Here is a 25,233-nt window from a genome sequence, read left to right on the forward strand (position 1 = left end):
CGACCCTGTTCAGGGGCCGCCCCGCACCGCCCCGGAGGGCCGTGACAGCGCGTCGGTCGCCACGGCGACGAGCAGCACCCCACCGGTGATCATGAACTGGACCGAGTCCTGCACTCCCAGCAGGGCCATGCCCGAGGCGATCGACTGGATGACCAGCACACCGAGGAGCGCGGACCAGGGCGTGCCCCGCCCGCCGAACAGACTCGTGCCCCCGATGACAGCCGCGGCGATGGCGTTGATCAGCAGCATGCCCGAGCCGGCGGCGCGGGCCGTCGTGGGGCTCGCGGAGGTGAGCCCCGAGGCCACGAACAGACCGCCGACCGCGGCCAGCGTTCCCGACACCATGAACATCGCGATCCGCACCCGCTCCACCGCGATCCCGGCGCGCCGCGCCGCCTCCACGCCGCCGCCGAGCGCGTACACCCGCCGTCCGTGGCGGGTGCGGCGCAGCACGTAGTCCGAGGTGACGAGGACCACCAGGAAGATCAGCAGCGCGAGCGGCAGTCCCTGGAACCGGTTCAGCGTGTACGCGGCGGCGAACGCCACCACGGCGAGGACACCGGCGCGCACCCAGATGTCCCGCTCCGGCCGGTACGGCATCCCGGCGGCCCTGAGCCGCCGGCTGGTGCGGCGGGCGGCCAGGAGGTAACCGGCCGTGCCGAGCGCGGCCACGGCGTAGGCGATGCCGTCGGCGGGGAAGTAGGTGGCGGTCAGGTCGGCGACCAGGCCCTCCTCCATCAGGTTGATGGTGCCGCTCGCGCCCAGCAGGTAGAGCGTCAGCCCGTTCCAGACCAGCAGCCCCGCCAGCGTCACGACGAACGCGGGAACGCCGATCCAGGCGAAGAAGGCTCCGTGGAAGGCCCCCACGGCCGTTCCCGCGGCCACCCCCACGATCAGGGCGAGCCACTCCGGCACGCCCTGGTTGACGTTCAGCACGGCGAACGCGGCCCCCGCCAGCCCGCTCACCGAGCCGACCGACAGGTCGATCTCCCCGATCAGCAGCACGAACACGATGCCGACGGCGACCAGACCGGTGCCGACGATGTCCACGCTCAGGTTGGACAGGTTGCGCGGCGAGAGGAAGTTGTCGTCGAGCGCCTGGAAGACGACACCGATCACGAGCAGGCCGAGCACGACCGGGAGCGGCCCGCGCTCGGCACCTCGCACACTCTCGCGGACCCCGCCGGTGTATCCCCTCAGGTTCTTGAAACCCTTCAGACCCGCCAGGTTCCGCTGCCAGGCCCGGGTGGCCGGGCCCCCGCCGGGCGCGGAGGGCCCGGCACGGCCGCCCGGCCCGGCGTCACCGGGTGCGCCGCCCCCGCTCACGGCCACCCCTCCCCGTCTCCCGTCGCGCGGTGCGCCACGGCGTTGTCCGCCGCTCCGGTGATGGAGGAGATGATCTGTTCCTGCGACACGGTGCTCACGTCGAACAGGCCGTTGTTGCGGCCGAGGCGCAGCACGGCGACCCGGTCGGCGACCGCCTTGATGTCGCCCATGTTGTGACTGATGAGGAGGATCGCCATGCCGCGGTCACGCACCTCCTCGATGAGGTCGAGAAGGTGGCTGGTCTGCTCGATCCCCAGGGCGGCGGTGGGCTCGTCGAGGAGCAGGGCCTTGGGCGAGCCCATGAGCGAGCGGGAGATCGCCACGGCCTGCCGCTGTCCCGCCGACAGCGCGGAGACGGGCATCCGAACGTCGGGAATCCGGATGGACAGGGTCCGCATCAGGTCACGGGCACGGCGCTCCATCTCCACCTCGTCCAGGACGCCCACCCGGGCGATCTCCCGGCCGAGGAAGAGATTGCCGACGACGTCCAGGTTGTCGCACATCGCGAGGTCCTGGTAGACGGTCGCGATGCCCAGGGCGTGGGCGTCGTGGGGACGTCTGATCTGGACCCGCCGGCCCTGCCACTCGATGACGCCCCGGTCGGCGGGGCTGACCCCCGAGATCACCTTCACGAGCGTGGACTTGCCGGCTCCGTTGTCACCGGCCAGGGCCACCACCTCACCGGCCCGGACCTGCAGGTCGACGTCGAGGAGTGCCTGTACGCCGCCGAACCGCTTGCAGATGCCGCGCAACGCCAGCACGGGCGGGTACGCCACGGGAACCACCTCCCCTCACCGGGTGAGGCCGGCCCGCTCACAGGCAGGCCGGAGCTTCGGGACGCAGATCTGGTCGATCGTGTAGACGCCGTCCTTCACGAGCGTCTGCCCGATGGTGCCGAGCGTCACGGCCACCGGGGAGAGCAGGACCGCCGGGACGTCGTCCGTGGTCGGGCTGTCCACCGTCGTCGTGACGACGGCGCCGACGTCGTTGCCGCGCGCCAGGGCCACCGCCAGGGCGGAGGCCGCGTCGGTCTCCTGCCGGAAGGGCTTGTAGACGGTCATGTACTGCTCGCCCCGGACGATGCGCCGCACGGCGTCGAGATCGGCGTCCTGACCGGTGACGGGCGGCAGCGGCGAGACACCGGCGCTCTTGAGCGCCGAGATGACCCCGGCGGCGATGGCGTCGTTGGCCGCCAGCACACCGTCGATCCGGCGCGGGCCCAGCGCGCTGATCGCCGCGGACATGTTGCTGTGGGCGTTCTCCGTCCGCCACCCCAGGGTGTCGTACGCCTTGACGACCCTCACCTTGCCCCGCAGGACGGACAGCGCTCCCCGCTCGAACCAGTCCGCGTTCGGGCTGGCCGGGTCACCGTTCATCATGACGATCCGGCCGCCGTCCGCCTTGTCACCCATCGCCTTCAGCAGTGCCTCGCCCTGGAGCCTGCCGACCTCGCCGCCGTCGAAGCTGACGAAACCCGAGATCGGGCCCTCGGCGAGCCGGTCGTACGCCACGACCGGGATGCCCGCCGAGTGCGCCGCCCGGACCGAGGAGCGCAGCGCCCTGGGGTCGACGGCGTCCAGGATGATGGCCGCCGCCCCCCTGGTGATCAGGGAGTTCATCTGCTGCCGCTGGCTCGACGCGTCGTTCTCGGCGTTGGCGTACACCACGGTGCACTCCGCGCACAGTTCCTTCACCCGCTTCTCGATCAGCGGCTTGTCGGACTGCTCCCAGCGCGGCAGCGCGCGGCTCGGCAGCAGCAGGCCCACGGTCAGGCCGTCCTCGGCGTCCCCGCCGTCCGCGCCGCAGCCGGCCAGGGACACCGCCATGAGCCCCGACAGCGCGGCCGCCAGCACACGCCACCCGCGGCCCCTCATCGCGCACCGTCCTCGCCCGGCCCGTCCCCGGGCCGCCCGGGACCCGGTTCCGGCCGCGACAGGACGATCTCGCTCCACACCTGCTTGCCCCCGCCGACCGGCACGGAGCCCCAGGACGCCGACATCGCCTCCACCAGGAACAGGCCCCGGCCGCCGGTCGCCTCCCAGTCCACGATCACCGGCTTGGCGGGGGCGCGCGGCGAGGAGTCGGTGACGGTGACCCGCAGCCGGTCCGCGGCGAGGGTGAGGTCGAAACGGACCGGGCCCTGGGTGTGCACCAGCGCGTTGGTGACCAACTCCGACACGACCAGCAGCACCGCGTCGGCGTCCTCCGTGACCCGCCACGAGCGCAGCGTGCGCGCGGCGAACCTGCGGGCGTGCATCACGGCGTCGGGGAGCCGCCACACCACCCAGCCGGCCCGCACCGGGCGGACCTTCATCCCGTCGTAGCGCAGCAGCAGCAACGCCACGTCGTCCTCACGGCGGCCGTCCTCGCCGAGCAGCGCGTCGGCCATCCGTCCGGGATCGGACGGGTCGGCCGCCGAGAGGGCCTCGCCCGTGAGCCGCATGCCCTCGTCCACTTGCAGGTCGGCGGACTCCACCAGGCCGTCGGTCAGCAGCGCGAGAACCGAACCAGGGGCCAGCGCGACCGAGGTCAGCGGAAACTCCGCGTCGGCCAGCACACCCAGCGGCAGCCCGCCCTCCACCTCGACCTCCTCGATGCCGCCGTCGGGACGGCGCACCAGCGGGGAGAGATGACCGGCCCGCACGAACAGCGCGTCGCCCTCTTCCATGTCCAGCTCGACATAGCAGCAGGTGGCGAACAGGTCGGTCTCCATGCCGACGAGCAGACGGTTGGCGTGCGAGACGACCACGTCGGGCGGATGGCCCTCCACCGCGTAGGCACGCACCGCGGTGCGCATCTGGCCCATGATCGTCGCGGCCCCGGCGCTGTGCCCCTGCACATCACCGATGACCAGCGCCACCTTCCGGTCGGAGAGCGCGATCACGTCGTACCAGTCGCCACCCACCTGGAGCCCGCGTCTGGCCGGCAGATAGCGGGCCACGGCGGTTCCCCCGGGCAGCTCGGGCAGACGGCGCGGCAGCAGGCTGCGCTGGAGCATCGTGGCCAGCTCCTGCTCGGCGTCGTAGGCGTGCGCCCGCTTCAGCGCCTGCCCCACCAGCCCCGCCGTAGCGGTCAGCAGGGCCCGCTCCTCGGGGAAGAACTCATGCGGCTCGTCCCAGCCCACCACGCACACCCCGGTGACCCGGCCGCGGGCCGGGAGCGGCAGGACGGCCAGCCCGCCGGGGCCCACGCCCGCGAGCCCGGGCTCCAGAGCGGCGCCCGCGGGCCACAGGCTCATCCGGCCGTCCCGCAGCGCCCCCTGCAGCGTGGGCAGGGCGCCGACCGGCACGTCCGGCCACTCCGAGCGCCACTCGGCACGCCACAGCGCCGGCCAGGCGTCGGGCGCCGGCGGATCGAGCACGGTGACCGCCAGCCGGTCCTCCAACAGCTCGGCCAGCGCCACCCGGTCGGCGCCCAGCGGCTCGCGCAGGGCGGCCACCACCACCCGGCTGACGTCCCGGACCGTCGAGGCGTCGTCGAGCGCGGCGGTCAGCCACTGCAGCCGGGCGACGTCGCTGGCGCTGCGGCGCAGCACGGGCGCGGCGGTCACCACGCCGACCACGCGCCGCGGCCTGTCGTCCGACCCGGTCAGCACCCGGCAGCACAGGTGCAGCCAGCACAGCTCACCGGTCGGCCGGCGGATCCGGAACTCCAGCTCGCGGCAGCCGGAGAGCTGCGCGGACGGCTCCACCATCGACATCAGGGCGGGCGCGTCCTCGGGGACCGCGTAGGAGAGCAGGGTGTCGGTCCTGCCGTCGAAGTCGTCCGCGGACAGGCCGAGCAGCTCCAGCAGGACCGGGTCCGTCTGCACCACGCCGGTGCCCGGCAGCAGGGCGAAGGAGCCGACCCCCATGCTCCGCAGGGCGGCGTCCAGCAGGGGCGCGGGCGCACCCCGGTCGGCCTCGCCGCGGAGCCGGCCGGCGATCGCGTCGGCGTACCGCTCCAGGAAGTCCCGCTGCTCGGGGCCGAAGCGGTCCGTGTCCCCCACGACGACGAGACAGCCGAGCCATCCGCCACCCGCCGACCCGAGGGGCAACGCCCCGAGCGCCACCCCGCGCGACGTCCCGGACCCCTCCTCGGGGCCGGAGCCGAGCGTCGCGTCCCTCAGCCACCGGGGCCGGCCCTCGCGGAACGCCTCGGCCACCGGCGAGTCGTCCGTCACCGGGATCCGCTTCGGCAGCGGGTGGCCGACGGTGTCCACGTCGGCATCGGCCGACTCGACCAGCTCCAGCTCCCCGCCTGGGGCCTCCGGCACGTAGACGGCCGCCGTCGCCGCCCCCGCGAACGCCAGGACCCACTCCCTGGGGGCGGCTTTCGGAGTACGACGAGACGGACCGGAGCCCGCCGCCCCGGCCCCGGCTGCCCGCAGGCCCGGGACCGCGGCTCGGGTCCCGCCGTTGTGGGGCATTCCGCATCGTCCTCCCGTCCGTGCCGCCCGTCGGCACGTGCCGGCGCCGGACCGCGCCGCCCGTGAGCGGCAGGGCACCCACACTCAGAATCGCATACCAGGCCAATAGTGGTACTTCGTCGCATATCGGGCGTCGTCTTCGACCGTGGTGCTCGATGCCGTGGGGTGTGCGAGGTGCGGTGCCGGATGCCGTGCGGCCGTCGGGGGTGCCCGAGTGGCGTGGTGCTCGATGCTGTCCGGTCGTCGGGGGTGCGCGAGTGGCGTGGTGCTCGAAGTCGTCCGGTCGCGGGGTGTGCGAGTGGCGTGATGCTCGATGTCGCCTGGCGCCAGGGGGTGTGCGCGGGCGTGGCCACCGGGGCCGGTGCGGTGGCCGCATGGCCGCGCCCGTTCATCCCCACTCCCTGCCCGCTCCCTGCGTCGGGCGTTTACAAGGGCGCCGTGCGGCGCTACCTTCCGCTCCAGGCGGGATGGGAGCGCTCCCATAGCGGTGGACCGGAACCTGCCGCCGGGGTCGCCGCTCCCATCCCGCTCATCCGCACACGCATCGCACGGTTCGTACCCCACGAACGGACAGGCATGTCATGATCATGACAACTTACGACGCGGCGCGTCGCTCAGTGCACCCCACCCGCGCCAGAGCCGTGTTCCTCGTCCTGGTCTCCCTCCTCGCCGCGATCCCGGCCCTCGCGCTGGTCATGACGGCGGGCGGCGACGCGGAGGCGCACGGCACCCCGATGAAGCCCGGCAGCCGCACCTTCCTGTGCTGGCAGGACGGGCTCACCGACACCGGTGAGATCAAGCCGGTCAATCCGGCCTGCAAGGCGGCACAGCAGGTCAGCGGCACGACGCCGTTCTACAACTGGTTCTCCGTGCTCCGCTCGGACGGCGCCGGCCGCACCCGCGGCTTCGTGCCGGACGGCGAGCTGTGCAGCGGCGGCAACACCAACTTCACCGGGTTCAACACGCCCAGCAAGGACTGGCCGCTCACCCACCTCACCGCGGGTGCGACGGTCGACTTCTCGTACAACGCCTGGGCCGCGCACCCCGGCTGGTTCTACGTCTACATCACCAAGGACGGCTTCGACCCGACGAAGACGCTCACCTGGAACGACATGGAGGAGCGGCCGTTCCTCACCGTCGACCACCCGCCGCTCAACGGCTCCCCGGGCACGGTCGAGGCCAACTACTCCTGGACCGGCAAGCTCCCCGAGGGCAAGTCGGGCCGCCACATCATCTACATGGTCTGGCAGCGTTCGGACAGCCAGGAGACCTTCTACTCCTGCTCCGACGTCGTCTTCGACGGCGGCAATGGCGAGGTGACCGGCATCAAGCAGCCGGGCAACCCGTCCGAGCCGGTGCCCGGCACGTGCACGGCCACCCGGAAGACGACCGGCAGCTGGAACGGCGGCTACCAGTCCGAGGTGACCGTCACCAACACCGGCGACGTCCCGATGCTCGGCTGGATGGTCGACTGGAGGCTGCCGGCAGGCCAGAAGGTCGAGAGCCTGTGGAGCGGCAACGCGACGTACAACGGCCAAGCGGTGATGGTCCACAACGCCGGGTGGAACGGGTCCCTCAGTCCGGGCCAGAGCACGACGTTCGGCTACGTCGTCTCCGGCTCCGGCGGTGACAGTACGACGAGCCTGCCCTGCCGGGTGGGCTGACCCTACGCTCGGGCGGACCCGGTGGCCGGGAAAGGCACCGGTCACCGGGTTCCGTGTCCGGGCGGCCCTCCGGCGTACGGACGCAGACGATGATCTGCCGGGACAGCCGTCGTTCCGGCAGCTCGCTGCCCGGTCCCCGGTCGCCGCGTGTCTCTACCGTGGTGCCGGTGACGACTCAGGTGATCGTGTTGAACGGCGGTTCCAGCGCGGGCAAGTCCGGGATCGTCCGGTGTCTGCAGGCGGTCCTGAAGGATCCGTGGCTCGCGGTGGGGGTCGACTCGCTGCTCGAAGCCATGCCCGTGTCCATGCGGACGTCGGACGCGGGGATCGAGTTCGCCGCGGACGGCCGGGTGAACGTCGGGCCGGCGTTCCGGGAACGTCAACTGGCGTGGATGGAGGGCGTCGCCGCTATGGCCCGTGCGGGCGCCCGGGTCGTCGTCGATGACGTCTTCCTCGGCGGGGTCGCGTCCCAGCAGGAGTGGCAGAGGGTCTTCGGCCCGCTGGAGGCGCTCTGGGGGGAGGTCCGGTGCGACCCCGTGGTGGCCGCGGGCCGCGAGCTCGCCCGCGGTGACCGGGTGCGGGGCATGGCCGTGTCGCAGGCGGAGGCGGTCCACCAGGGCGTGCGCTACGACCTGGAGGTGGACACCACGCATACCGAGCCCCTGGCGTGTGCCCGCACCGTCGCCGCGCGTGTCCAGTGACCGCCGGCTTGGTGACGAGGGCGGACCCGGCCGGCAGTGAGCCGCTGCGCGGCCGGGTCCGCGGGCCGAACGGCCTCTCGGGGGGGAGGAGGTCGTCCGGAGTGAGGGGGGCTGGTGCGACCTCGCACGAGTGGGACAACGTTGTCGATTGGTCTGTACAAGAGTCTAGCCGCTCAAGGGACAAGCCCGTCAAGCCAGTTGACGATCAGTCGGACAGCAGGCATGTGTGCGTTCACACCGGCACCACCTCCCGTGCCCACCGCAGCTGGCGCCGCACGTGCACCGCGTCGCCGCCCTCGTGCCCGTTGAAGGGGTAGGGGTGGATCTCCTTGCGGGAAGCGGAGCCGGTCAGCTCCCCGTACCGGTTGAACGCGCCGTACGCGCCGCTCGGCGGGCACACCGTGTCCCGCAGACCCACCCCGAAGTGGGCGGGAGCCTGCGCGCGCCGGGCGAAGGAGGTGCCCTCCACGTATCCCAGCGTGCGGTACGCGGCCTCGTCGGCTCCCCGGTGCACGGACAGATACGCGGCGATCTCGCCGTACGGGCCCGCGTCGGTGAGGTCCAGGGCACGGCGGATGCCGCACAGCAGCGGGGCGGTGACCAGGACCGCCGCCAGGTCCGGGACGAGTCCCGCGACGGCCAGGGCGAGGCCCCCGCCCTGGCTGTTGCCGACGGCCGCGACGCGGTCGCCGTCCACGCCGGGCAGTCGCCGGACGGCGGCGACCGCGCGGACCGCGTCCGTGATCAGGCGGCGGTAGTGGTAGTCGCGCGGTGCGCGCAGCCCGCGCACGGCGGGGCCGGGGCCGCCGGGTGCCGTCGCGTGCGGATCGGGGGTGTCGCCGCCGCAGCCGTACTGGTCGCCCTGGCCCCGGTTGTCCGCCAACAGATGGGCGTACCCGGCGTTCACCCAGGTCAGCCGCTCGTGGGGGAGGCCCCGGCCGCGGCCGTAACCGGCGTACTCGACGACGGCCGGCAGTTGCTCCCGCGCCCCGGCGGGCCTGCTGAACCAGGCGCGTACCGGGTCGCCCGAGAAGCCCCGGAAGGTCACGTCCCAGGTCTCGGTCAGCCGCAGGCCGCTCTGCACCGGCCGCGCCGACACCAGCACCTCCGCCTCCCCGGCCTCCTTGAGCGTGCTCCGCCAGAAGGCGTCGAAGTCGGCGGGCTCCTCGACATCCGGACGGTAGCGCTCCAGCTCCGGCAGCGGCAGGTCGAACGCGGGCACGGGCACCTCGCAGGAATCGTCGGCAGGGCGGGTGGTCCGATCGTTGCGGACGTGCGACGGAAAGTTCCGGAGCTGGCATCGTCCCTTCCATCTCTTCCACCCGTGCCGCGCCCTGAACCCAGGAGTGTGCCCCCGTCTCAAGTCCCCAGTCCGCAGCACCCATTGACAGCGCTTTCCGCTCCCCCTAAGTTGCGCGAAGTTACCGGTAAGAGCTCGAAAGTTTCGGTTCCGCGTCCCATGTCACGGGAGGCCCGAGCAATGAGCACCTCCACCACGTCGGTTCCGCCGCCCGGCACGCAGGGCCGGCCACCGACGAAGGCCCCGCGGCGCGGCGGACGGCGGCCCGCGCGCACCGGCCGGCGCCGGGCACTGCGCCGGGACTGGCAGCTGTACTCGCTGGCCCTGCTGCCGCTGCTGTTCTTCCTGGTCTTCCGCTATCTGCCGATGATCGGCAACGTGATCGCCTTCCGCCGCTTCGAGCCCGGCGGGTCGATCCTGGGCGAGCAGTGGGTGGGACTGCGCTATGTGGAGATGTTCCTCAGCGACCCCACGTTCTGGCAGGTGTTCCGCAACACCCTGTGGCTGGGCGGGCTCACGCTCGTGTTCTGCTTCCCGATCCCGATCGTGCTCGCGCTGCTGCTCAACGAGGTGCGCCGACACGCCCTGAAGCGGTTCGTGCAGTCGGTGTCGTACCTGCCGCACTTCCTGTCGATCGTGATCGTCGCGGGCATCACCATGCAGATGCCCGCCACCGACGGCCCCGTCAACCATGTGCTCGGCTGGTTCGGGCACGAGCCGGTCCGGTTCATCCAGGAACCCGAGTGGTTCCGCACCATCTACGTCGGTTCGGAGATCTGGCAGACCGCCGGCTGGGGCACCATCCTCTACCTCGCCGCGCTCACCACCATCGACGAGGACCTGTACGAGGCCGCCCGCATCGACGGCGCCAACCGCTGGCAGCAGATCCGGCACGTCACCCTGCCCGGCATCCGCCCCACCATGATCACCTTGCTGATCCTCAACATCGGCACCTTCATGGCGGTCGGCTTCGAGAAGGTCCTGCTGCTGTACAACCCGCTGACGTACCCGACGGCCGACGTGATCTCCACGTACCTCTACCGCACCGGCGTCGAGTCCAACAGCTTCAGCTACGCCGCGGCGATCGGCCTGTTCGAGGCGATCATCGGCCTGGTCCTGATCACCTCCGCGAACCAGCTGTCGCGCCGCACGGTGGGGACGAGCCTATGGTGAAGCCGAGCCGTTCCTACCGCGTCTTCCAGAGCGTCAACGGGGTGATCCTCACCCTCGTCGTGGTCGTGACCCTGTACCCGTTCGTCAACATCATCGCCCGCTCCTTCAGCGGGGAGCGGCAGATCAGGGCCGGTGAGGTCACGTTGTGGCCCCAGGGCTTCAACCTCACCACGTACGAGATCGTCTTCCACGACTCGATGTTCTGGCGGAACTACGGCAACACCGTCCTCTACACGGTCCTCTCCACGGCCGTCGCCATGGTGCTGACGACGTGCTACGCCTACGTTCTGTCGAAGCGGCACCTCAAGGGGCGCGGCCTCCTGGTCGGCATCGCCGTGTTCACCATGTTCTTCACCGGCGGCCTGATCCCCCACTACGTCCTGATCACCAGCCTCGGCCTGAAGAACAGCGTCTGGGCCATCGCGCTGCCGAACGCCATCAGCGTGTTCAACCTGCTGGTGATGAAGGCCTTCTTCGAGAGCCTGCCGGACGAGTTGGAGGAGGCCGCGCAGATCGACGGGCTCAGCACGTACGGCATCCTGCTGCGGATCGTGCTGCCGCTGTCGAAGGCCGTCGTCGCCACGATGGTGCTGTTCTACTCGGTGTCCTTCTGGAACTCCTGGTTCTCCGCGTTCCTGTACATGGACAAGTCCGAGCTGATGCCGGTCACGGTCTACCTGCGCAACCTCATCGCGGGCGCCACCACCGGCGGCAACGCCGGCGCGGGCACCGAGCAGCTCAGCCAGGCCGCGGCGAACATCCAGGCGGTCACGATCGTGCTGACCTCGCTGCCGATCATCTGTGTGTATCCGTTCGTCCAGCGCTACTTCGTCTCGGGCGTGATGCTCGGCGCGGTCAAGGGCTGACCCTCCTCAACCTGCTTACGACCAAGGGAGTTTCCCGTGCCGTGCAGAACGCAGGACAGCTCTCGCGGCGGCAGATCCTCGCCGCCGCCGGGTTCATCGGCCTCGCCACCCTCACCGGCTGCGGCAGCGGCGACGACGGCGCGGACGCCAAGGACCTGTCGAAGAAGCGGAACGGCGCCATGCGGGAGTACCGCGCCGGCCAGCAGTTCAAGGCGGCGAAGCCGCTGTCCTTCTCGGTCCTGCACAACGTCAACCCCGTCTACCCGATGAAGGACAGCTGGCTGTTCTGGAAGGAGCTCACCAAGCGCACCGGCATCACGCTGAAGCCGGTGGGCGTTCCCCTGGTCGACTACGAGAAGAAGCGCAGCGTCCTCATCGGCTCGGGCGACGCCCCGCTCCTGATCCCCAAGACGTACCACCCGTCGGAGGTCACCTTCGTGTCGTCCGGCGCGATCCTCCCGGTCAGCGACTACGTGCACCTGATGCCCAACTTCCGGGAGAAGGTGAGGATGTGGAGGCTGGAGCCCGAGCTCGACTCCATCCGCCAGTCCGACGGCAAGTACTACCTGCTGCCCGGCCTGCACGAGAAGGTCAGATCCGGCTACTCCCTCGCCCTGCGCACGGACGTCCTCGACAAGCTCGGCCTGAGCCTGCCGACCACCTGGGACGAGGTGTACGAGGTCTTCAGGGCGATCAAGGAGGAGTACCCGGACACGTACCCCTTCTCCGACCGCTGGAGCCAGAACACGCCCTACCCGGCCGCCGCCCTCTTCAGCTACCTCGGCCAGGCGTACGGGGTGCGGGCCGGCTGGACGTACGACAACATCAGCTGGGACGCGGACGCGCGGAAGTTCGTCTTCACCGGTGCGACGGACGCCTTCCGCCAGATGATCGAGTACGTGCGCAAACTGGTCGCCGAGAAGCTGGTGGACCCCGAGAGCTTCACCCAGACCGACGACGAGGCGATCCAGAAGCTGCTGGGCGAGAAGTCGTTCGCGATCAGCGCCAACCCGCAGGAGCTGGTGCAGAACTACCGGTACAACCTGCCAAAGCAGGTCGAGGGCGCGAAGATCGAGATGATCCCCGTGCCGATCGGGCCCGCCGGCCCCGTGGTCTTGGGCGGCGCCCGGCTGGAGAACGGCGTCATGATCTCCAGCAAGGCGCTCACGAGCGACAGCTTCGTCGCGATGGTGCAGTTCGTGGACTGGCTCTGGTACTCGGACGAGGGCCAGAGGTTCGCCCGGTGGGGCGTCGAGGGCGTCACCTACACCCGCTCCGGCGGCCAGTACCGGCTGAAGCCCGGCATCAGCCTCATGGGCTCCGACCCGGACGCCCCGAAGGACCTGCAGAAGGACTACGGCTTCTACAACGGCGTCTTCGCCTACGGCGGCAGTTGGGAGCTGGTCTCCTCCATGTTCGGACCGGACGAGAAGAAGTTCCAGGACGCCATGACCCGGCGTGAGCAGCTGCCCATCGCGCCGGCCCACCCGCTGCGGTCCGCCGAGCAGGAGCAGGCGTCGCTGTGGGAGACGCCGTTGAGGGACACCGTCACCCAGAACACGCTCAGGTTCGCCCTCGGCAAGCGCCCGCTGTCCGAGTGGGACGCGTACGTGGCCGAGCTGAAGGCGAAGAACATGGAGCAGTTCGTCGACCTGCACAACAAGGCCTACGAACGCTTCACCCAGGACAACGGGTGATCCGCGTCCCCGCCGAGCCGGCCGGCCGCCCGTCCGTCCCGGTGGCCGGCGGCGAGGTGTTCGTCCGCCGTTCCCGCGTGGACGAGGAACACGGCAACGCGTACACCGCCTGGCGGCACATGGGCAGTCCACGCTCACCGCGACCCGGGCAACTCGACGTCCTGCACGAGGCCGCCGAGCCCGCCCGCGCCCACTCCCGGCTGCCGGTGCGGAACGGGCGGACGGACCTGCCCCTGACCCTGGGCCGCCACGAGATCACCCTCGTCGAACTCACCCCGCTCCAGGACGAGACCCCACCGTGGTGGGACGAACGACGACTGCTGGGAAGGGAGCCGCGGTGAACGCGTCGGGGACGGCATCCGCCCTCGGGGGGCCGTCGCGGAGGGGACCGCAGGGCAGGACGGAAGGCTCTGATGGGCGGTGTCCGAACCCGTCGCAGGGCAGGAGCGCGAGGGCCGACGACGACCCCACCGCACGTGCCACCGCCCCGCACCCGCTGGGAAAGGAGCCGCGGTGAGGGCCCCACGGACGGCACCGGGCTCGGCGCCCGGCCCGGGAACACGGCAGTCGAGCACGCCGCACGGCAGGACCGGCGGCGGAGGGCGCGGGGCCCCGGGGGTGCCGTCCCGCTCCCTCCCGGCCTCGGCATACCGGAGGGCCGATCCGCCCCGCCCGGCCCCCCGTTCCGGGGCCTTCGGCGACGGGCCCCTCTCCCGTGCCGCCGCCCTGATCCACACCCTCGTCACCGTGGAGGCGCTGCTGCTGGCCGCCGCCTCGCCGGGACTGGCCGGGCTGCTGCTGCTCGGTCCCGAGCCCTCCAACCTGCCCCTGGCCGCCGGATGCCTGCTGCCGCTCGGGCCGGCCCTGTCCGCCGCGCTCTACGCCCTGCACCGCCGCAGCCGGGACCTCACCGACCTGCACCCGGCCCGTGCCTTCTGGCGCGGCTGGCGGCTCAACGCCCGGCCGGCGCTGGCGCTGTGGACGCCGCTGCTCGCCTGGCTCACCGTCATCGCCTTCACCCTCACCCACTTCTCCGCGACCGGCCTGCCCGGCTGGTGGGCGCTGCTGCTCGCGGCGACCGGCACAGGCGCCCTGCTGTGGGGCGCGCACGCGCTGGTCCTGACCTCCCTGTTCTCCTTCCGCAGCCGTGACACCGCCCGCCTCGCCGCCTACTTCCTGTTCCGGCACGGCCGCGCCACCCTCGGCGCCGCCTCGCTGCTCGTCCTGGTCGCCGCGTCGACCGCCCTGCTGACCGAGGCCCTGCCCGCCCTGCTGGCCGCCGTGCTGCTGCTGTCCCTGCTGCACAGCAGCCGCCCGGTGATCGCCGAGACCCAGGAGGAATTCACCGCATGACCGCGCCCCGGACGCCGAAGATCCCGTACGGCGGTGACTACAACCCCGAACAGTGGCCCGCAGGCACCTGGGACGACGACCACCGCCTGTTCACCCGGGCCCGCGTCGACACCCTCACCGTCGGCGTCTTCTCCTGGTCCCTCACCCAGCCCGCCCCGGACACCTACGACTTCACGGTCCTGGACCGCGTCCTCGACCGGGCCGCCGCCGAGCACCGCCAGGTCTGCCTCGCCACCGGCACCGCCGCCCTCCCGCCCTGGCTGGCGAAGCGGCACCCCGAGGTCAACCGCACCGACTTCGAGGGCCGCCGCCACCGCTACGGCCAGCGCCACAACTTCTGCCCCAGCTCACCGGCGTACCGCGCCCACGCCACCGCGATGGCCTCCCGCCTCGCCGAACGCTACGCCGGCCACCCCGCCCTGCTCGCCTGGCACGTCAACAACGAGTACGGCGGCGCCTGCTACTGCGACCTGTGCGCCGAGGCCTTCCGTGCCTGGCTCCGCGACCGGCACGGCACCCTCGACGCCCTCAACGACGCCTGGTGGACCACCTTCTGGTCGCACCGCTACACCGACTGGGACCAGATCGAGCCCCCGAACGCCCTCACCGAACACTGGCGCGGCCCCGACCACACCGCCTTCCAGGGCATCACCCTCGACTACCACCGCTTCACCACCGACGCCCTGCTCGGCTGCTTCCGCGCCGAGAAGGAGGCCCTCCGCGCCCACGACCCGGACACCCCGGTCACCACCAACTTCATGGGCATGTTCCGCCCGCTGGACTACCACCGCTGGGCGCCCCACCTCGACTTCGCGTCCTGGGACAGCTACCCGCCCCTGGACGCCCCGCCCACCTGGCCCGCCCTCGCCCACGACCTGGTGCGCGGCCTGAAGGACGGCGCACCCTTCTGGCTGATGGAGCAGACCCCGTCGACCACCGCCTGCCGGGACGTCAACCCGCTCAGGCGCCCCGGCGAGCTGCGCCTCGCCACCTTCCAGGCCATCGCCCACGGCGCGGACGCCGCCCTCTACGTCCAGATGCGCGCCTCACGGGGCGCCTGCGAGACGTACCACGGAGCGGTGATCGGCCACGCGGGCCGGGACGACACCCGCGTCTTCCGCGAAGTCGCCGAACCGGGAGCGGAGTTGGAAGCGCTGGGCGACGCGGCCCTCGGCGCCCGCACCCCCGCCCGCACCGCCCTGCTCTTCGACTGGGACAGCTGGTGGGCCCTGGAGATCTCCGACGGCCCCTCCCGGCTGGTCCGCTACCGGGACGTCGTGCACGCCTACTACCGGGCCGCCCGCGAGGTGGGCGCCGACGTGGACGTCGTCCCGCAGACCGCCGACCTCACCCCCTACGAGGTGGTCCTCGCGCCCGTGCTCTACATGATCAAGGGCGACCTCGCCACCCGTCTCGAAGCCGTCGCCGCGCGCGGCGGCACGGTCCTGACGACGTTCCTCTCCGGCCGCGTCGACGCACACGACCGCGCCTTCCTCACCGACGTCCCCGGTCCGCTGGCCGGCCTCATGGGCGTGCGCGTCGACGAGTGGGACGCGCGGCCACCCGAGGTCACCCAGACCGTCACCCTCGGCGGACTGCGGACGCACGCGCGGCTCGTCTTCGAGATCGTGCTGCCCCGCGGCGCCGAGCCCGTCGGCACCTACGGCGCCGAGCCCGTCGGCACCTACGGCGCCGAGCCCGTCGGCACCTACGGCGCCGAGCCCGTCGGCACCTACGGCGCCGAGCCCGTCGGCACCTACGGCGCCGACTTCTACGCCGGCACCCCGGCCGTGACCCGCCACCGCCACCGGGACGGCGAGGCCTGGTACGTCGCCACCGCCCTGGACCAACCGGGCGTCGACTGGGTCGTACGCCGCATCCTCACCCGCCACGACCTGCTCGGCCCGTACGCCGGCCACCCGGCGGTGGAGACCGCGAACCGCGTCACCCCCGACGGCCGACGCCTGCTCTTCCTCCTCAACCACGCGGCCGAGCCCGCCGGCCTGACCGCGCACACCACCGCCACCGACCTGCTCACGGGAGAACGGATCGAACGGCACGACCCGCTCACACTCGACCCGCTCGGCGTGGCCGTCCTGCGGATTCAGTAGATCCGGCGGCCCCGGCCGTCCGGCACCCCGGACTTGCGGAAGAAGTAGGCGTTCACCTGGTCGCGCCACTCACGGGCGCTGTGCAGCTGCTCCTCGTACCGCTCCGCGACCCGCGCGTGGCGCGCCGGGTCGACCAGCCCGGTCAGCCCCGCCCACACCCGCCGGGCCTCCTCGGCCTCCGCCACACCCTCGAAGTGCGTGTCGTAGATGTGCTGGATCACCGTGCTGCCGCCGTGCAGGACATGCCCGTACGGTACGTGGTGGAAGAACAGCAGCAGCTCGTCCGGGCAGGTCCGGGGCGACTCGTACACCTCCGCCCACGGCTGGGCGTACTGCGCGGCGTACCCGGTGCCGGTGGCGCGGCTGCGGTCGACGCCCACGCCGTCCCGGTCGGCGAAGTGGTAGGTCCCCCAGGGGCTGTACTCGTATCCGTCGACGCCGGGCCCGTAGTGGTGCCCCGGCTGCACCATGAAGCCGACGCCGAGCGGCGCGGTGTACTTCTCGTACGTCCGCCACGATCCGTCGAGCACGGCGTGCAACCCGTCGACCAGCCGCTTCGGGGCGTCCGGGAAGGTGAGCCCGATCCACTCGCCGAGCACGTCGCGCGGCTCCGCGTCCGGCTGCCAGGCCAGCCGCCCGCAGGTGTAGAGGTTCGCCTGGGCCAGCGGATGACCGGTCCAGAACGGGTCGTCGCCCACGTTCGACACGGCCACCAGGCCCCCGCGCGCCAGCTCGCCGACGGCCGCCCCCGCCTCGCCCTCGGGCCGGAACCGCAGCACCTGGCTCCACATCGGCCCCAGCCAGCAGACGTGCCGCTGCTGCCCGGTGTACTCCTGGGTGGCCTGCAGCTCCACCCCGAGCCGGGTGCGCGGCATCGCGCCGATCAGCGGCGAGACCGGCTCGCGCACCTGGAAGTCCATCGGCCCGTGCTTCACCTGGAGCACCGCGTTCGGCGCGAACTCCCCGTCCAGCGGCACGAAGTGGTCGTACGCGGCCCGCGCCCGGTCCGTCGTACGGTCCCGCCAGTCCTGGCGGTGGTCGTAGACGAACGCCCGCCAGTGCACCGTGCCGCCGTACGGTGCGAGGGCGGCGGCCAGCATGTTCGCCCCGTCGGCGTGACTGCGTCCGTACGCGAACGGGCCCGGCCGGCCCTCAGAGTCGGCCTTCACGACGAACCCGCCGAAGTCCGGGATCACCTCGTACACGTCCCGGACGGCCCCGGCCCACCACGCGCGGACGGCCGCGTCCAGCGGATCGGCGCTGGGCAGACCGCCGAGCACCGTCGGAGCGGCGAAGGTGACCGACAGGTGGACGCGGATGCCGTACCGCCGGAACTCCGCGGCCAGCAGCGCCACTTCACCGACCCGGTCGGTCAGCAGGTGCGCCTCGGTGTCGTGCACGTTGACGTTGTTGACGGCGACGGCGTTGATCCCGCACGCCGCGAGCAGCCTCGCGTAGGCCCGCACCCTGCCGTACTCCGGGCGGGCCCGGCCGTCCTTCCAGAACAGCGACCCGCCGGCGTAGCCGCGCTCCACCTGGCCCATGACCGGGTGCACGGCCACGTTGTCCCAGTGGTCCAGCATCCGCAGCGCCAGCGCCGGCCGGTGCGTCTCACGGGCCCGCGCGCCGCCGAACGCCGCCTCACCCAGCCGGACGACGTGGAACAGCCCGTACAGCAGCCCACGCCCGCCGGAGGCGGTGACCATCGTCGTGCGGCCGTCGCGGCTGAGCGTGAAGTCCTCGTCCCCGAGACCGGATGCGGACAGGTCGAGCACCAGATCGCAGGAGCCGTCGCGCGGGCCCCGTGCCAGCGAGCCCCCGAACCGCTGGCAGGCCGTGGCCACTTCACCGTGCACGGTGTCCACGAGCTCTCCCACCCCCCGGACGAGGGTGCGCCGGCTGCCGACCGCCCGGAAGAGGGCGGGCGGCAGCCAGGCCGGGTCGACGTCCATGCCGCGCTTCCTCCCCCTGGCGTGGCCGGGCCGCCCGGTGTGCACCGGGCGGCCCGGCCATTGTGGGGCACGGGGTGCTCGCGTGGTACCTGACGTGCGGTGGTGGTGACGGGATCAGGCCAGCAACTCCACCTCCGCGAGCGTGGCCTCCCCGTCGAGCACCAGCCGGTACCTCTCGTACGCGCCGGGCGCACCCACCGTGAACGCGCGGGTCTGCCGGTCCCACCGGAACGACTCCCCGGATCGCCGGTCCAGGGTCTGCCAGGCGGCGCCGTCGGCCGAGCCCTCCAGCCGCCAGCCGGACGGCGCCCTCGTACGGTCCGAGGACGACGTCAGCGTGTACTGGACGGCCTTCGCACGCCCGGTAACCGGCAGGTCCACGGTCGTCACCGCCGCGTCCGTCGCCGAGGTGTCGTCGAACAGGGCGCCCTCGCCCCGGAGCATGTCGGCACGGGGCGTCGGCACCTTGTCGTCCTCGGTGAGGGAGACAGGCGCCGCGTTCTTCCCCGTGCCCCACGCCGACGGACGCGGGCCCATGTCGAACTCCAGGACACCGCCGCGCGCCACCACCGTGTGCGGCAGCGCGGTCGACGTCCAGGTGCGGCCGTTGACCTTCAGACCCTGCACGTACACGTTCCGCGCGCTGTTCCTCGGCGCCTTCACCACCAGGTCCCGGCCGTTGTCCAGGTGCACGGTCGCCTTGCGGAACAGCGGGGAGCCGATGGCGTACTCGCCGCTGCCCATCACCAGCGGGTAGAAGCCGAGCGCGGAGAAGAGGTACCAGGCCGACTGCTCGCCGTTGTCCTCGTCGCCGTGGTAGCCCTGCCCGATCTCGCTGCCGACGTACAGCCGGGCCAGCACCTCGCGGACCTTCTCCTGCGCCTTCCACGGCTGCCCGGCCGCGTCGTACATGTACAGGGCGTGGTGGGCGACCTGGTTGGAGTGCCCGTACATGCCCATCCGCACGTCGCGCGCCTCCGTCATCTCGTGGATGACCCCGCCGTACGAGCCGGCGAACTCGGGGGAGGCCGTCTCGGGCGTGGAGAGGTACGCGTCGAGCTTGTCGGCGAGGCCCGCGCGGCCGCCGTAGAGGTTGGCCAGACCCCGGCTGTCCTGCGGGGCGGTGAAGGCGTAGCCCCAGCCGTTGGTCTCGGTGTAGTCGTAGCCCCACACACGCGGGTCGTACCTGGACGACTCCACCCGCCAGTTCCCCTTCGCGTCCCGCCCCTGGAAGAAGCCGGCCTTCGGGTCGAAGAGGTTCACATAGTCCCGGGCGCGGTCCAGGAAGTACTCCGACTCCTCCCGGTAGCGCTCCTCGCCCGTCTTCTCGTACAGCGCCCGGCCCATCCGCCCGATGCCGTAGTCGTTGAGGTAACCCTCCAGCGCCCACGACAGGCCCTCGTGGGTGTCGGTGCTGGTGTAGCCGAGGAAGGGCGAGGTCGCCATGCCCTTGCGGCCGACGCCCGGTGACGGGGGCACCACCGTCGCGTTCTTCACGGCCGCGTCGTAGGCCGCCCTCGCGTCGAAGTCGACGCCCTTGACGTACGCGTCGGCGAACGCCACGTCCGACGACGTGCCGGTCATCAGGTCCGCGTACCCGGGGGAGGACCAGCGCGAGGTCCAGCCGCCGTCCTTGTACTGCTGCACGAACCCGTCGACGAGCTCGCCCGCCCGGTCCGGGGTCAGCAGGGAGTACGCCGGCCATGTGGTGCGGTAGGTGTCCCAGAATCCGTTGTTGACGTACACCTTGCCGTCGACGATCTTCGCGCCGGTGTGGGTCGGGGTGTCCGGGCCCGGCATGGGGGAGAAGGGCGAGGCGTACCGGTGCTTCCCGCCGACCTTCTCGAAGCCGGAGTTCGGGTACAGGTACAGCCGGTACAGGCTGGAGTAGAGGGTCGTCAGCTGGTCCGGTGTCGCCCCCTCGACCTCGACCTTGCCGAGCAGCCGGTCCCACTGCCGCTGGGCGCGGTCCCGGACCGTGTCGAAGGAGGTGCCGTCGGGGATCTCCTGGCGGAGGTTGTCCCTGGCCTGGTCGATGCTGATGAGGGAGGTCGCGAGGCGCAGGGTGACCGTGCGGTCGGCGCCGGCGTCGAAGCGCAGATGGCCCTTGACGCCGCTGGAGGCTCCCTCGGTCACCGGCTTGTCGAACACTCCGTACACGAACAGCCGCGTCGCCCCCGTCGACAGCCCGGACTTCACGTCCGAGTAGCCGGTGACGACGCCGTTCTCCTTGTCGAGGGTGAGGCCCGCCTGGTCCGTGACGTTGTCGAAGAGCACGCTCGCGTCGTCGCCGGGGTAGGTGAAGCGGAGCACCGCCGCGTGGTCCGTGGGCGCCATCTCGGCCTTGAGCCCGTTCTCGAACCGGACGCCGTAGTAGTGCGGCCGGGCGGTCTCGTTGTCGTGCCGGAACGGCAGCGCGCGGGCGGTCCGGCCGGTGTCCGGTGTCCCGGCGGCCGCCGACGGCATCACCTGGAAGGTCTGCCGGTCCCCCATCCAGGGGCTCGGCTCGTGGCTCGCGCTGAACGCCTGGATCGTCGGCAGGTTGTCCGCGTTGTTCGCCCGCGCGTAGTCGTACAGCCAGCTCAGCGAGCCCGCGTTGGTCACGGGAGTCCAGAAGTTGAAGCCGTGCGGCACAGCGGTCGCGGGGAAGGTGTTGCCGCGGGAGAAGCCGCCGCTGGAGTTCGTGCCGCGGGTGGTGACCGCGTAGTCGGACAGATGGGCCCTCGGCCGCTCGGGCGCCACGGAGCGGATCGTCACGTCGTCCAGCCAGCCGCGGAACCTCGCCGGGCCCTCGGGGGAGTCGTACGCGACGAGGATCCGGTCGACCGTCTTGCCCGCCGCGACCGACCCGATCCGTGAGACGACATCGTTCCACTGGTTGACGTAGAGGATCTTGGCCGCGCCCTGGCCCCGCGGGGTGAGTGCGAAGCCGTGCTGGTCGGTCGCCCCGAGCTCGCTCAGCAGGGTGCCGTCGGTGAAGACCAGGTCCACCGAGACGTTCGTGGCGTCGTAGTCGCGATCGCCGTCCGCCATCGACGGGAAGACCCGGTACGACAGCCGCGTGTTCCGCCCGACCGCCACGTTCACGTCGAAGACCTTGTTGGACGAGTAGGCCCGTCCGTCGGCCGTGTGCCGCCCGGCGTACCTGAGGGCCCGCTTGCCGGTGAACCCGGCGCCCGCCTTGGCGGTGGGCGAGCCGCTCGGGCCGCGGTCGACGAGGGAGAGCATGTCCTGGGGGACGGGGCCGTCGCCGCCGCCGGTGGAGAGCTGCACGTCGGCGAGTTGCAGGATGCCCCCGCCGTTGTTGCCGGTGACCTCCAGGCGGACATGCCGGAGTTCGGCGGGTTCCGCGAGGTCGTACGTCTTCGTCTGGAACCGTTCGGTGAAGGACTGCTCGGAGCGGGTGTCGAGGGTCTTCCAGTCCTTGCCGTCGGCGGAGCCCTTCAGGGTCCACTCCCGCGGGTCGCGTTCGGCGTGGTCATTGGCCGAGGTCAGTGCGTATCGCACTATTTTGACTGGTTTGTCCAGGTCGAACTCGACCCAGCCGGTGGGCTCGAAGACCAGCCACTTGGTGCTCGGCTCGCCGTCGGTGAGGTTCTCCTTCACCTCGCCGGCGCCGCTGTTCTCGCCGCTGGCCCGGACATCGGTGACGTGGTCCGTCACATTGCCCGGAATGCCGCTGCTGTAGCCGCCGTCGACGCCCGAGGCCCGCTTGCTGCCGTCCGGGGCGGTGTCGACGGTGTTCACCCAGTCCGGAACCGGGTCGTCCGCCTCGAAGGAGGACGCGAAGCCCCGGTCGGCGGCCGCGGGCGCCTCCGGCACGGCGACCGCCGCGCTCGGCGAACCCACGACCAAAGCGAAGGCGGTCGCCGACACGACCGCCGAACCCCATCTGTGCCGAGCTTTGCGCTCCATCAACAGGTACCCTCCCTGCGCACGGGACAACGTTGTCAACTTCGATGCGCAAGGACCAGTAGTTGCCCAAGTGCTCAGTGATGTCAAGGGTGTTGGCTGTGGCATTCGGGGGCCGCGACGGGGATTTTTCCGCCGGGGAGGCCGTGGGCCGCCCGTCTTTCCGCGAGGTCTCAACTCGGATAAGACCCACGGCCAACCTTGTGCTCGATCTTGCTCCGTTGGCGGGAAGTGGACTATACCTGTCGGCACTTCACACGATCCGCACTTCCTGCACGACCCAGCTTGACCCGACCGCGGTGCCGGGAAGGATCCGGTTCACCGCCTGAGTCCTGGAGAAGGCGAGGACTTGAGCATGGGATCCACGTCCGCAGAGAACGACGGCACCGGACGCGACGGCTCCGCAGGGGTCGGCCGCCGCGATCTGATCAGGCGCTCCGCCGCACTCGGCCTCATTTCCGTTCCCACCATGAGCTTCCTGTCCGCCTGCGCCAGCGGCGGCGGAGGTGGCAACGGCAACAAGGCCAAGGCGGGCAAGAAGACCGCGAAGAACCCGCTCGGTGTCAATGACACAGCGGGGATGGAATTCGTCCTGTTCGACGGCGGTTTCGGCAAGGAGTACGCCGAGGACGCCGTCAAGATCTACGAGAAGAACTTCCCCAAGGTGAAGGTGAAGTTCTCCGCCACCCAGAAAATCCAGTCCACCCTTCAGCCGCGTTTCAACCAGGGCAATCCGCCCGACCTCATCGACAACTCCGGCGCCGAGCAGATGGACATGGGCGTCCTGGTCGGCAAGAACCAGCTCTCCGACCTCACCCCGCTGCTGGACGCGCCGTCCTACGATGACCCGGGCAAGAAGGTCCGCGACACCCTGCGCCCCGGCATCGTGGAGATGGGCCAGTTCGACGGCGAGAAGGTCTGGATCCTGTACTACGCCTACACGGTGTACGGCGTCTGGTACTCGCACAAGGCCCTGGACTCGCTCGACGAGCAGTACCCCGAGACCTGGGACCAGATGCTCAAGGTCTGCGAGAAGGCCAAGAAGAAGGGCATGGCGGGCTGGACGTACGCGGGCAAGTACCCGTACTACCTCCCCTTCTCGCTCTACCCCATGATCGGCAAGGTCGGCGGCCGCGAGGTGCTCGACGCCATCGACAACCTGGAGCCGAACGCCTGGAAGCACCCGGCGGTCAAGGCCTGTTTCGACGCCTACTACGAGCTATACAAGAAGGGCTACGTCCTCAGGGGCACCCCCGGCCTGGACCACATCCAGTCGCAGACCGCGTGGGCCCAGGGCAAGGCCCTGTTCATCCCGAACGGTTCCTGGGTGGAGAACGAGTCGGCCAACGTCATCCCGAAGGACTTCGGCCTCGCGGTCTCCGCGCCGACCGGCCTGGACTCCTCCGACAAGATGCCGTTCGGCACGATCTGGGCCTCCGGCGGCGAGCCGTTCATCGTCCCGGCCAAGGCGAAGAACGCCGAGGGCGGCATGGAGCAGCTGCGCATCATGCTCAGCGAGGCGTCCTCGAAGAACTTCACCAGCAAGGTGAAGTCCCTGACCGCGTACGACGGCGGCACCGACGGCATCACGCTCACGCCGGGGCTGAAATCCGGTGTCGCGGCGTTGGAAAAGGCCGGCGAGAACGTGGTGAACCCGCGGCTGCAGGACTGGTACGTGCAGCTGCAGAAGGAGAAGATCGGTGTCGCCGGTCTCGGCGAGATGATGGCCGGCCGCCTCACCCCGGCCGAGGCCATCAAGAAGATCCAGGGCTTCGCCGACGAGACCGCGAAGGATTCGTCCATCAAGCACTACAAGCACCAGTAACGGCGGCGGAGTAGCGATGCAGCACGGCAAGTACCGGTTCGTCGTGGGGTTCCTGGCGTTGCCGCTGGGACTGTACGCGCTCTTCGTGATCTGGCCGTTCGTCCAGTCCATCTACTACTCGTTCACGGACTGGACCGGTCTGAGTCCCGAATTCACGATGGTCGGGTTCGACAATTACAGCCGGATGCTCGACGACGAGATCTTCTGGAAGTCGTTGCAGCACAGCCTGCTGTTCGCGATCGTGCTGCCGGTGGTGACGATCAGCCTGGCGCTGTTCTTCGCCTTCATGATCAATGTGGGCGGACGCAGAAGGAGGGGCGGCCCGGTCGTCTCCGGTGTCCGGGGGTCCTCCTTCTACAAGATCGTGTACTTCTTCCCGCAGGTGCTGTCCATCGCCATCGTCGCGCTGCTGTTCGCCTTCGCGTACAACCCGGACAGCGGCGCGATCAACTCGATTCTGCGGGCGATCGGGCTCGACGGCATCCAGCCGCTGTGGCTGGGCGACCCGGGCCTGGCCCTGTGGGCCGTGATGGCGGTCCTCGTCTGGTCCACGGTCGGCTTCTTCGTCGTCCTCTTCTCCGCCGGGATGGCCTCCATCCCGGCGGAGCTGTACGAGGCCGCGCTGCTGGACGGGGCGGGCCGGGCCACCACGTTCTTCCGGGTCACCCTGCCGCTGCTGTGGGACACCGTGCAGTCGGGCTGGGTGTACATGGGCATCCTGGCCCTGGGCGCCGAGTCGTTCGCGGTCGTGCAGATCATGACGACCGGGCCGGGCGGTCCCGACTACTCGACCACCGTCATGGTCCTGTACGTGTACCAGAAGGCGTTCCGTGACGGGCAGGCCGCCTACGCGACCACCATCGGCGTCGCCCTGCTCATCGTGACGCTGGTCTTCGCCGCGGTCGTGATGCGGCTGGGGCGGCGCGAGCGGCTGGAGTACTGATC

17 protein-coding genes are annotated in these 25,233 nt (G+C 71.1%); 10 read left to right on the top strand and 7 right to left on the bottom strand.

The features are described from left to right. Window positions 1–9: 9 nt before the first annotated feature. The 4 genes from ACFPZJ_RS13540 to ACFPZJ_RS13555 are packed head-to-tail and all read right to left on the bottom strand — an operon-like array spanning window position 10 to window position 5,734. Window positions 10–1,332: a sugar ABC transporter permease gene (locus tag ACFPZJ_RS13540; protein WP_381020938.1), complete on the bottom strand. Its 1,323-nt coding sequence runs from the start codon at window positions 1,330–1,332 to the stop codon at window positions 10–12. After that, window positions 1,323–2,102: an ATP-binding cassette domain-containing protein gene (locus tag ACFPZJ_RS13545; RefSeq protein ID WP_381020939.1), complete on the bottom strand. Its 780-nt coding sequence runs from the start codon at window positions 2,100–2,102 to the stop codon at window positions 1,323–1,325. The genes ACFPZJ_RS13540 and ACFPZJ_RS13545 overlap by 10 nt, the downstream gene beginning before the upstream one ends. A gap of 15 nt (window positions 2,103–2,117) precedes the next feature. Next, window positions 2,118–3,200 carry a sugar ABC transporter substrate-binding protein gene (locus tag ACFPZJ_RS13550; protein WP_381020941.1) on the bottom strand — a complete coding sequence of 361 codons (1,083 nt, stop codon included), beginning with the start codon at window positions 3,198–3,200 and terminating at the stop codon, window positions 2,118–2,120. Beyond that, window positions 3,197–5,734, bottom strand: coding sequence for a SpoIIE family protein phosphatase (locus tag ACFPZJ_RS13555; RefSeq protein WP_381020943.1), 2,538 nt, complete (start codon window positions 5,732–5,734; stop codon window positions 3,197–3,199). Before ACFPZJ_RS13555 ends, ACFPZJ_RS13550 begins: the two co-directional genes overlap by 4 nt. Before the next feature lie 581 nt (window positions 5,735–6,315). On the opposite strand from ACFPZJ_RS13555, the gene ACFPZJ_RS13560 reads away from it, so the two are divergent. Together ACFPZJ_RS13560 and cpt are read left to right on the top strand one after the other, a co-directional pair. Then, window positions 6,316–7,398 carry a lytic polysaccharide monooxygenase auxiliary activity family 9 protein gene (locus ACFPZJ_RS13560; protein WP_381020944.1) on the top strand — a complete coding sequence of 361 codons (1,083 nt, stop codon included), beginning with the start codon at window positions 6,316–6,318 and terminating at the stop codon, window positions 7,396–7,398. 167 nt (window positions 7,399–7,565) lie between these two features. Continuing rightward, window positions 7,566–8,099: a chloramphenicol phosphotransferase CPT gene (gene cpt, locus ACFPZJ_RS13565; protein ID WP_381020945.1), complete on the top strand. Its 534-nt coding sequence runs from the start codon at window positions 7,566–7,568 to the stop codon at window positions 8,097–8,099. 232 nt (window positions 8,100–8,331) lie between these two features. Here the strand turns inward: cpt and ACFPZJ_RS13570 are convergent, their stop codons facing one another. After that, window positions 8,332–9,321 carry an acetylxylan esterase gene (locus tag ACFPZJ_RS13570; protein ID WP_381020947.1) on the bottom strand — a complete coding sequence of 330 codons (990 nt, stop codon included), beginning with the start codon at window positions 9,319–9,321 and terminating at the stop codon, window positions 8,332–8,334. Between the two features lie 258 nt (window positions 9,322–9,579). On the opposite strand from ACFPZJ_RS13570, the gene ACFPZJ_RS13575 reads away from it, so the two are divergent. From ACFPZJ_RS13575 to ACFPZJ_RS13600, 6 genes are all read left to right on the top strand, one after another. Then, on the top strand, window positions 9,580–10,572 hold the full coding sequence (locus ACFPZJ_RS13575; RefSeq protein ID WP_381020949.1) for an ABC transporter permease: 993 nt from the start codon (window positions 9,580–9,582) through the stop codon (window positions 10,570–10,572). Further along, window positions 10,566–11,438 carry a carbohydrate ABC transporter permease gene (locus ACFPZJ_RS13580; protein ID WP_381020950.1) on the top strand — a complete coding sequence of 291 codons (873 nt, stop codon included), beginning with the start codon at window positions 10,566–10,568 and terminating at the stop codon, window positions 11,436–11,438. Before ACFPZJ_RS13575 ends, ACFPZJ_RS13580 begins: the two co-directional genes overlap by 7 nt. Window positions 11,439–11,479: 41 nt before the next feature. Continuing rightward, window positions 11,480–13,135, top strand: coding sequence for an ABC transporter substrate-binding protein (locus ACFPZJ_RS13585; protein ID WP_381020951.1), 1,656 nt, complete (start codon window positions 11,480–11,482; stop codon window positions 13,133–13,135). Further along, the gene (locus ACFPZJ_RS13590; RefSeq protein ID WP_381020953.1) at window positions 13,132–13,476 is read left to right on the top strand and encodes a GH39 family glycosyl hydrolase; all 345 of its coding nucleotides are present in this window, start codon (window positions 13,132–13,134) and stop codon (window positions 13,474–13,476) included. Before ACFPZJ_RS13585 ends, ACFPZJ_RS13590 begins: the two co-directional genes overlap by 4 nt. Before the next feature lie 385 nt (window positions 13,477–13,861). Next, on the top strand, window positions 13,862–14,488 hold the full coding sequence (locus ACFPZJ_RS13595) for a YesL family protein (RefSeq protein WP_381021308.1): 627 nt from the start codon (window positions 13,862–13,864) through the stop codon (window positions 14,486–14,488). Then, complete coding sequence (locus ACFPZJ_RS13600; RefSeq protein WP_381020954.1) at window positions 14,485–16,599, top strand: beta-galactosidase; 2,115 nt, start codon at window positions 14,485–14,487, stop codon at window positions 16,597–16,599. The genes ACFPZJ_RS13595 and ACFPZJ_RS13600 overlap by 4 nt, the downstream gene beginning before the upstream one ends. Here the strand turns inward: ACFPZJ_RS13600 and ACFPZJ_RS13605 are convergent. Then, window positions 16,593–18,551 carry an alpha-glucuronidase gene (locus tag ACFPZJ_RS13605; protein WP_381020956.1) on the bottom strand — a complete coding sequence of 653 codons (1,959 nt, stop codon included), beginning with the start codon at window positions 18,549–18,551 and terminating at the stop codon, window positions 16,593–16,595. The genes ACFPZJ_RS13600 and ACFPZJ_RS13605 overlap by 7 nt on opposite strands. Window positions 18,552–18,665: 114 nt before the next feature. After that, window positions 18,666–22,466, bottom strand: a complete 3,801-nt coding sequence (locus ACFPZJ_RS13610; protein ID WP_381020958.1) for a GH92 family glycosyl hydrolase — start codon at window positions 22,464–22,466, stop codon at window positions 18,666–18,668. Window positions 22,467–22,818: 352 nt separating this feature from the next. Between ACFPZJ_RS13610 and ngcE the strand changes: the two genes are divergently transcribed. After that, complete coding sequence (ngcE, locus tag ACFPZJ_RS13615; RefSeq protein ID WP_381020960.1) at window positions 22,819–24,288, top strand: N-acetylglucosamine/diacetylchitobiose ABC transporter substrate-binding protein; 1,470 nt, start codon at window positions 22,819–22,821, stop codon at window positions 24,286–24,288. Between the two features lie 16 nt (window positions 24,289–24,304). Further along, window positions 24,305–25,231, top strand: a complete 927-nt coding sequence (locus ACFPZJ_RS13620) for a carbohydrate ABC transporter permease (protein ID WP_381020961.1) — start codon at window positions 24,305–24,307, stop codon at window positions 25,229–25,231. Window positions 25,232–25,233: the final 2 nt, after the last annotated feature.

The organism is Streptomyces bullii (assembly GCF_042657145.1).
GTDB lineage: Bacteria > Actinomycetota > Actinomycetes > Streptomycetales > Streptomycetaceae > Streptomyces > Streptomyces bullii.

Coding starts and splice junctions, on each gene's coding strand:
- ACFPZJ_RS13550 (WP_381020941.1), bottom strand. CDS start 3,200: ATGAGGGGCCGCGGGTGGCGTGTGCTGGCGGCCGCGCTGTCGGGGCTC.
- ACFPZJ_RS13555 (WP_381020943.1), bottom strand. CDS start 5,734: ATGCCCCACAACGGCGGGACCCGAGCCGCGGTCCCGGGCCTGCGGGCA.
- ACFPZJ_RS13560 (WP_381020944.1), top strand. CDS start 6,316: ATGATCATGACAACTTACGACGCGGCGCGTCGCTCAGTGCACCCCACC.
- ACFPZJ_RS13575 (WP_381020949.1), top strand. CDS start 9,580: ATGAGCACCTCCACCACGTCGGTTCCGCCGCCCGGCACGCAGGGCCGG.
- ACFPZJ_RS13580 (WP_381020950.1), top strand. CDS start 10,566: ATGGTGAAGCCGAGCCGTTCCTACCGCGTCTTCCAGAGCGTCAACGGG.
- ACFPZJ_RS13600 (WP_381020954.1), top strand. CDS start 14,485: ATGACCGCGCCCCGGACGCCGAAGATCCCGTACGGCGGTGACTACAAC.
- ACFPZJ_RS13605 (WP_381020956.1), bottom strand. CDS start 18,551: ATGGACGTCGACCCGGCCTGGCTGCCGCCCGCCCTCTTCCGGGCGGTC.
- ACFPZJ_RS13610 (WP_381020958.1), bottom strand. CDS start 22,466: ATGGAGCGCAAAGCTCGGCACAGATGGGGTTCGGCGGTCGTGTCGGCG.
- ngcE (WP_381020960.1), top strand. CDS start 22,819: ATGGGATCCACGTCCGCAGAGAACGACGGCACCGGACGCGACGGCTCC.
- ACFPZJ_RS13620 (WP_381020961.1), top strand. CDS start 24,305: ATGCAGCACGGCAAGTACCGGTTCGTCGTGGGGTTCCTGGCGTTGCCG.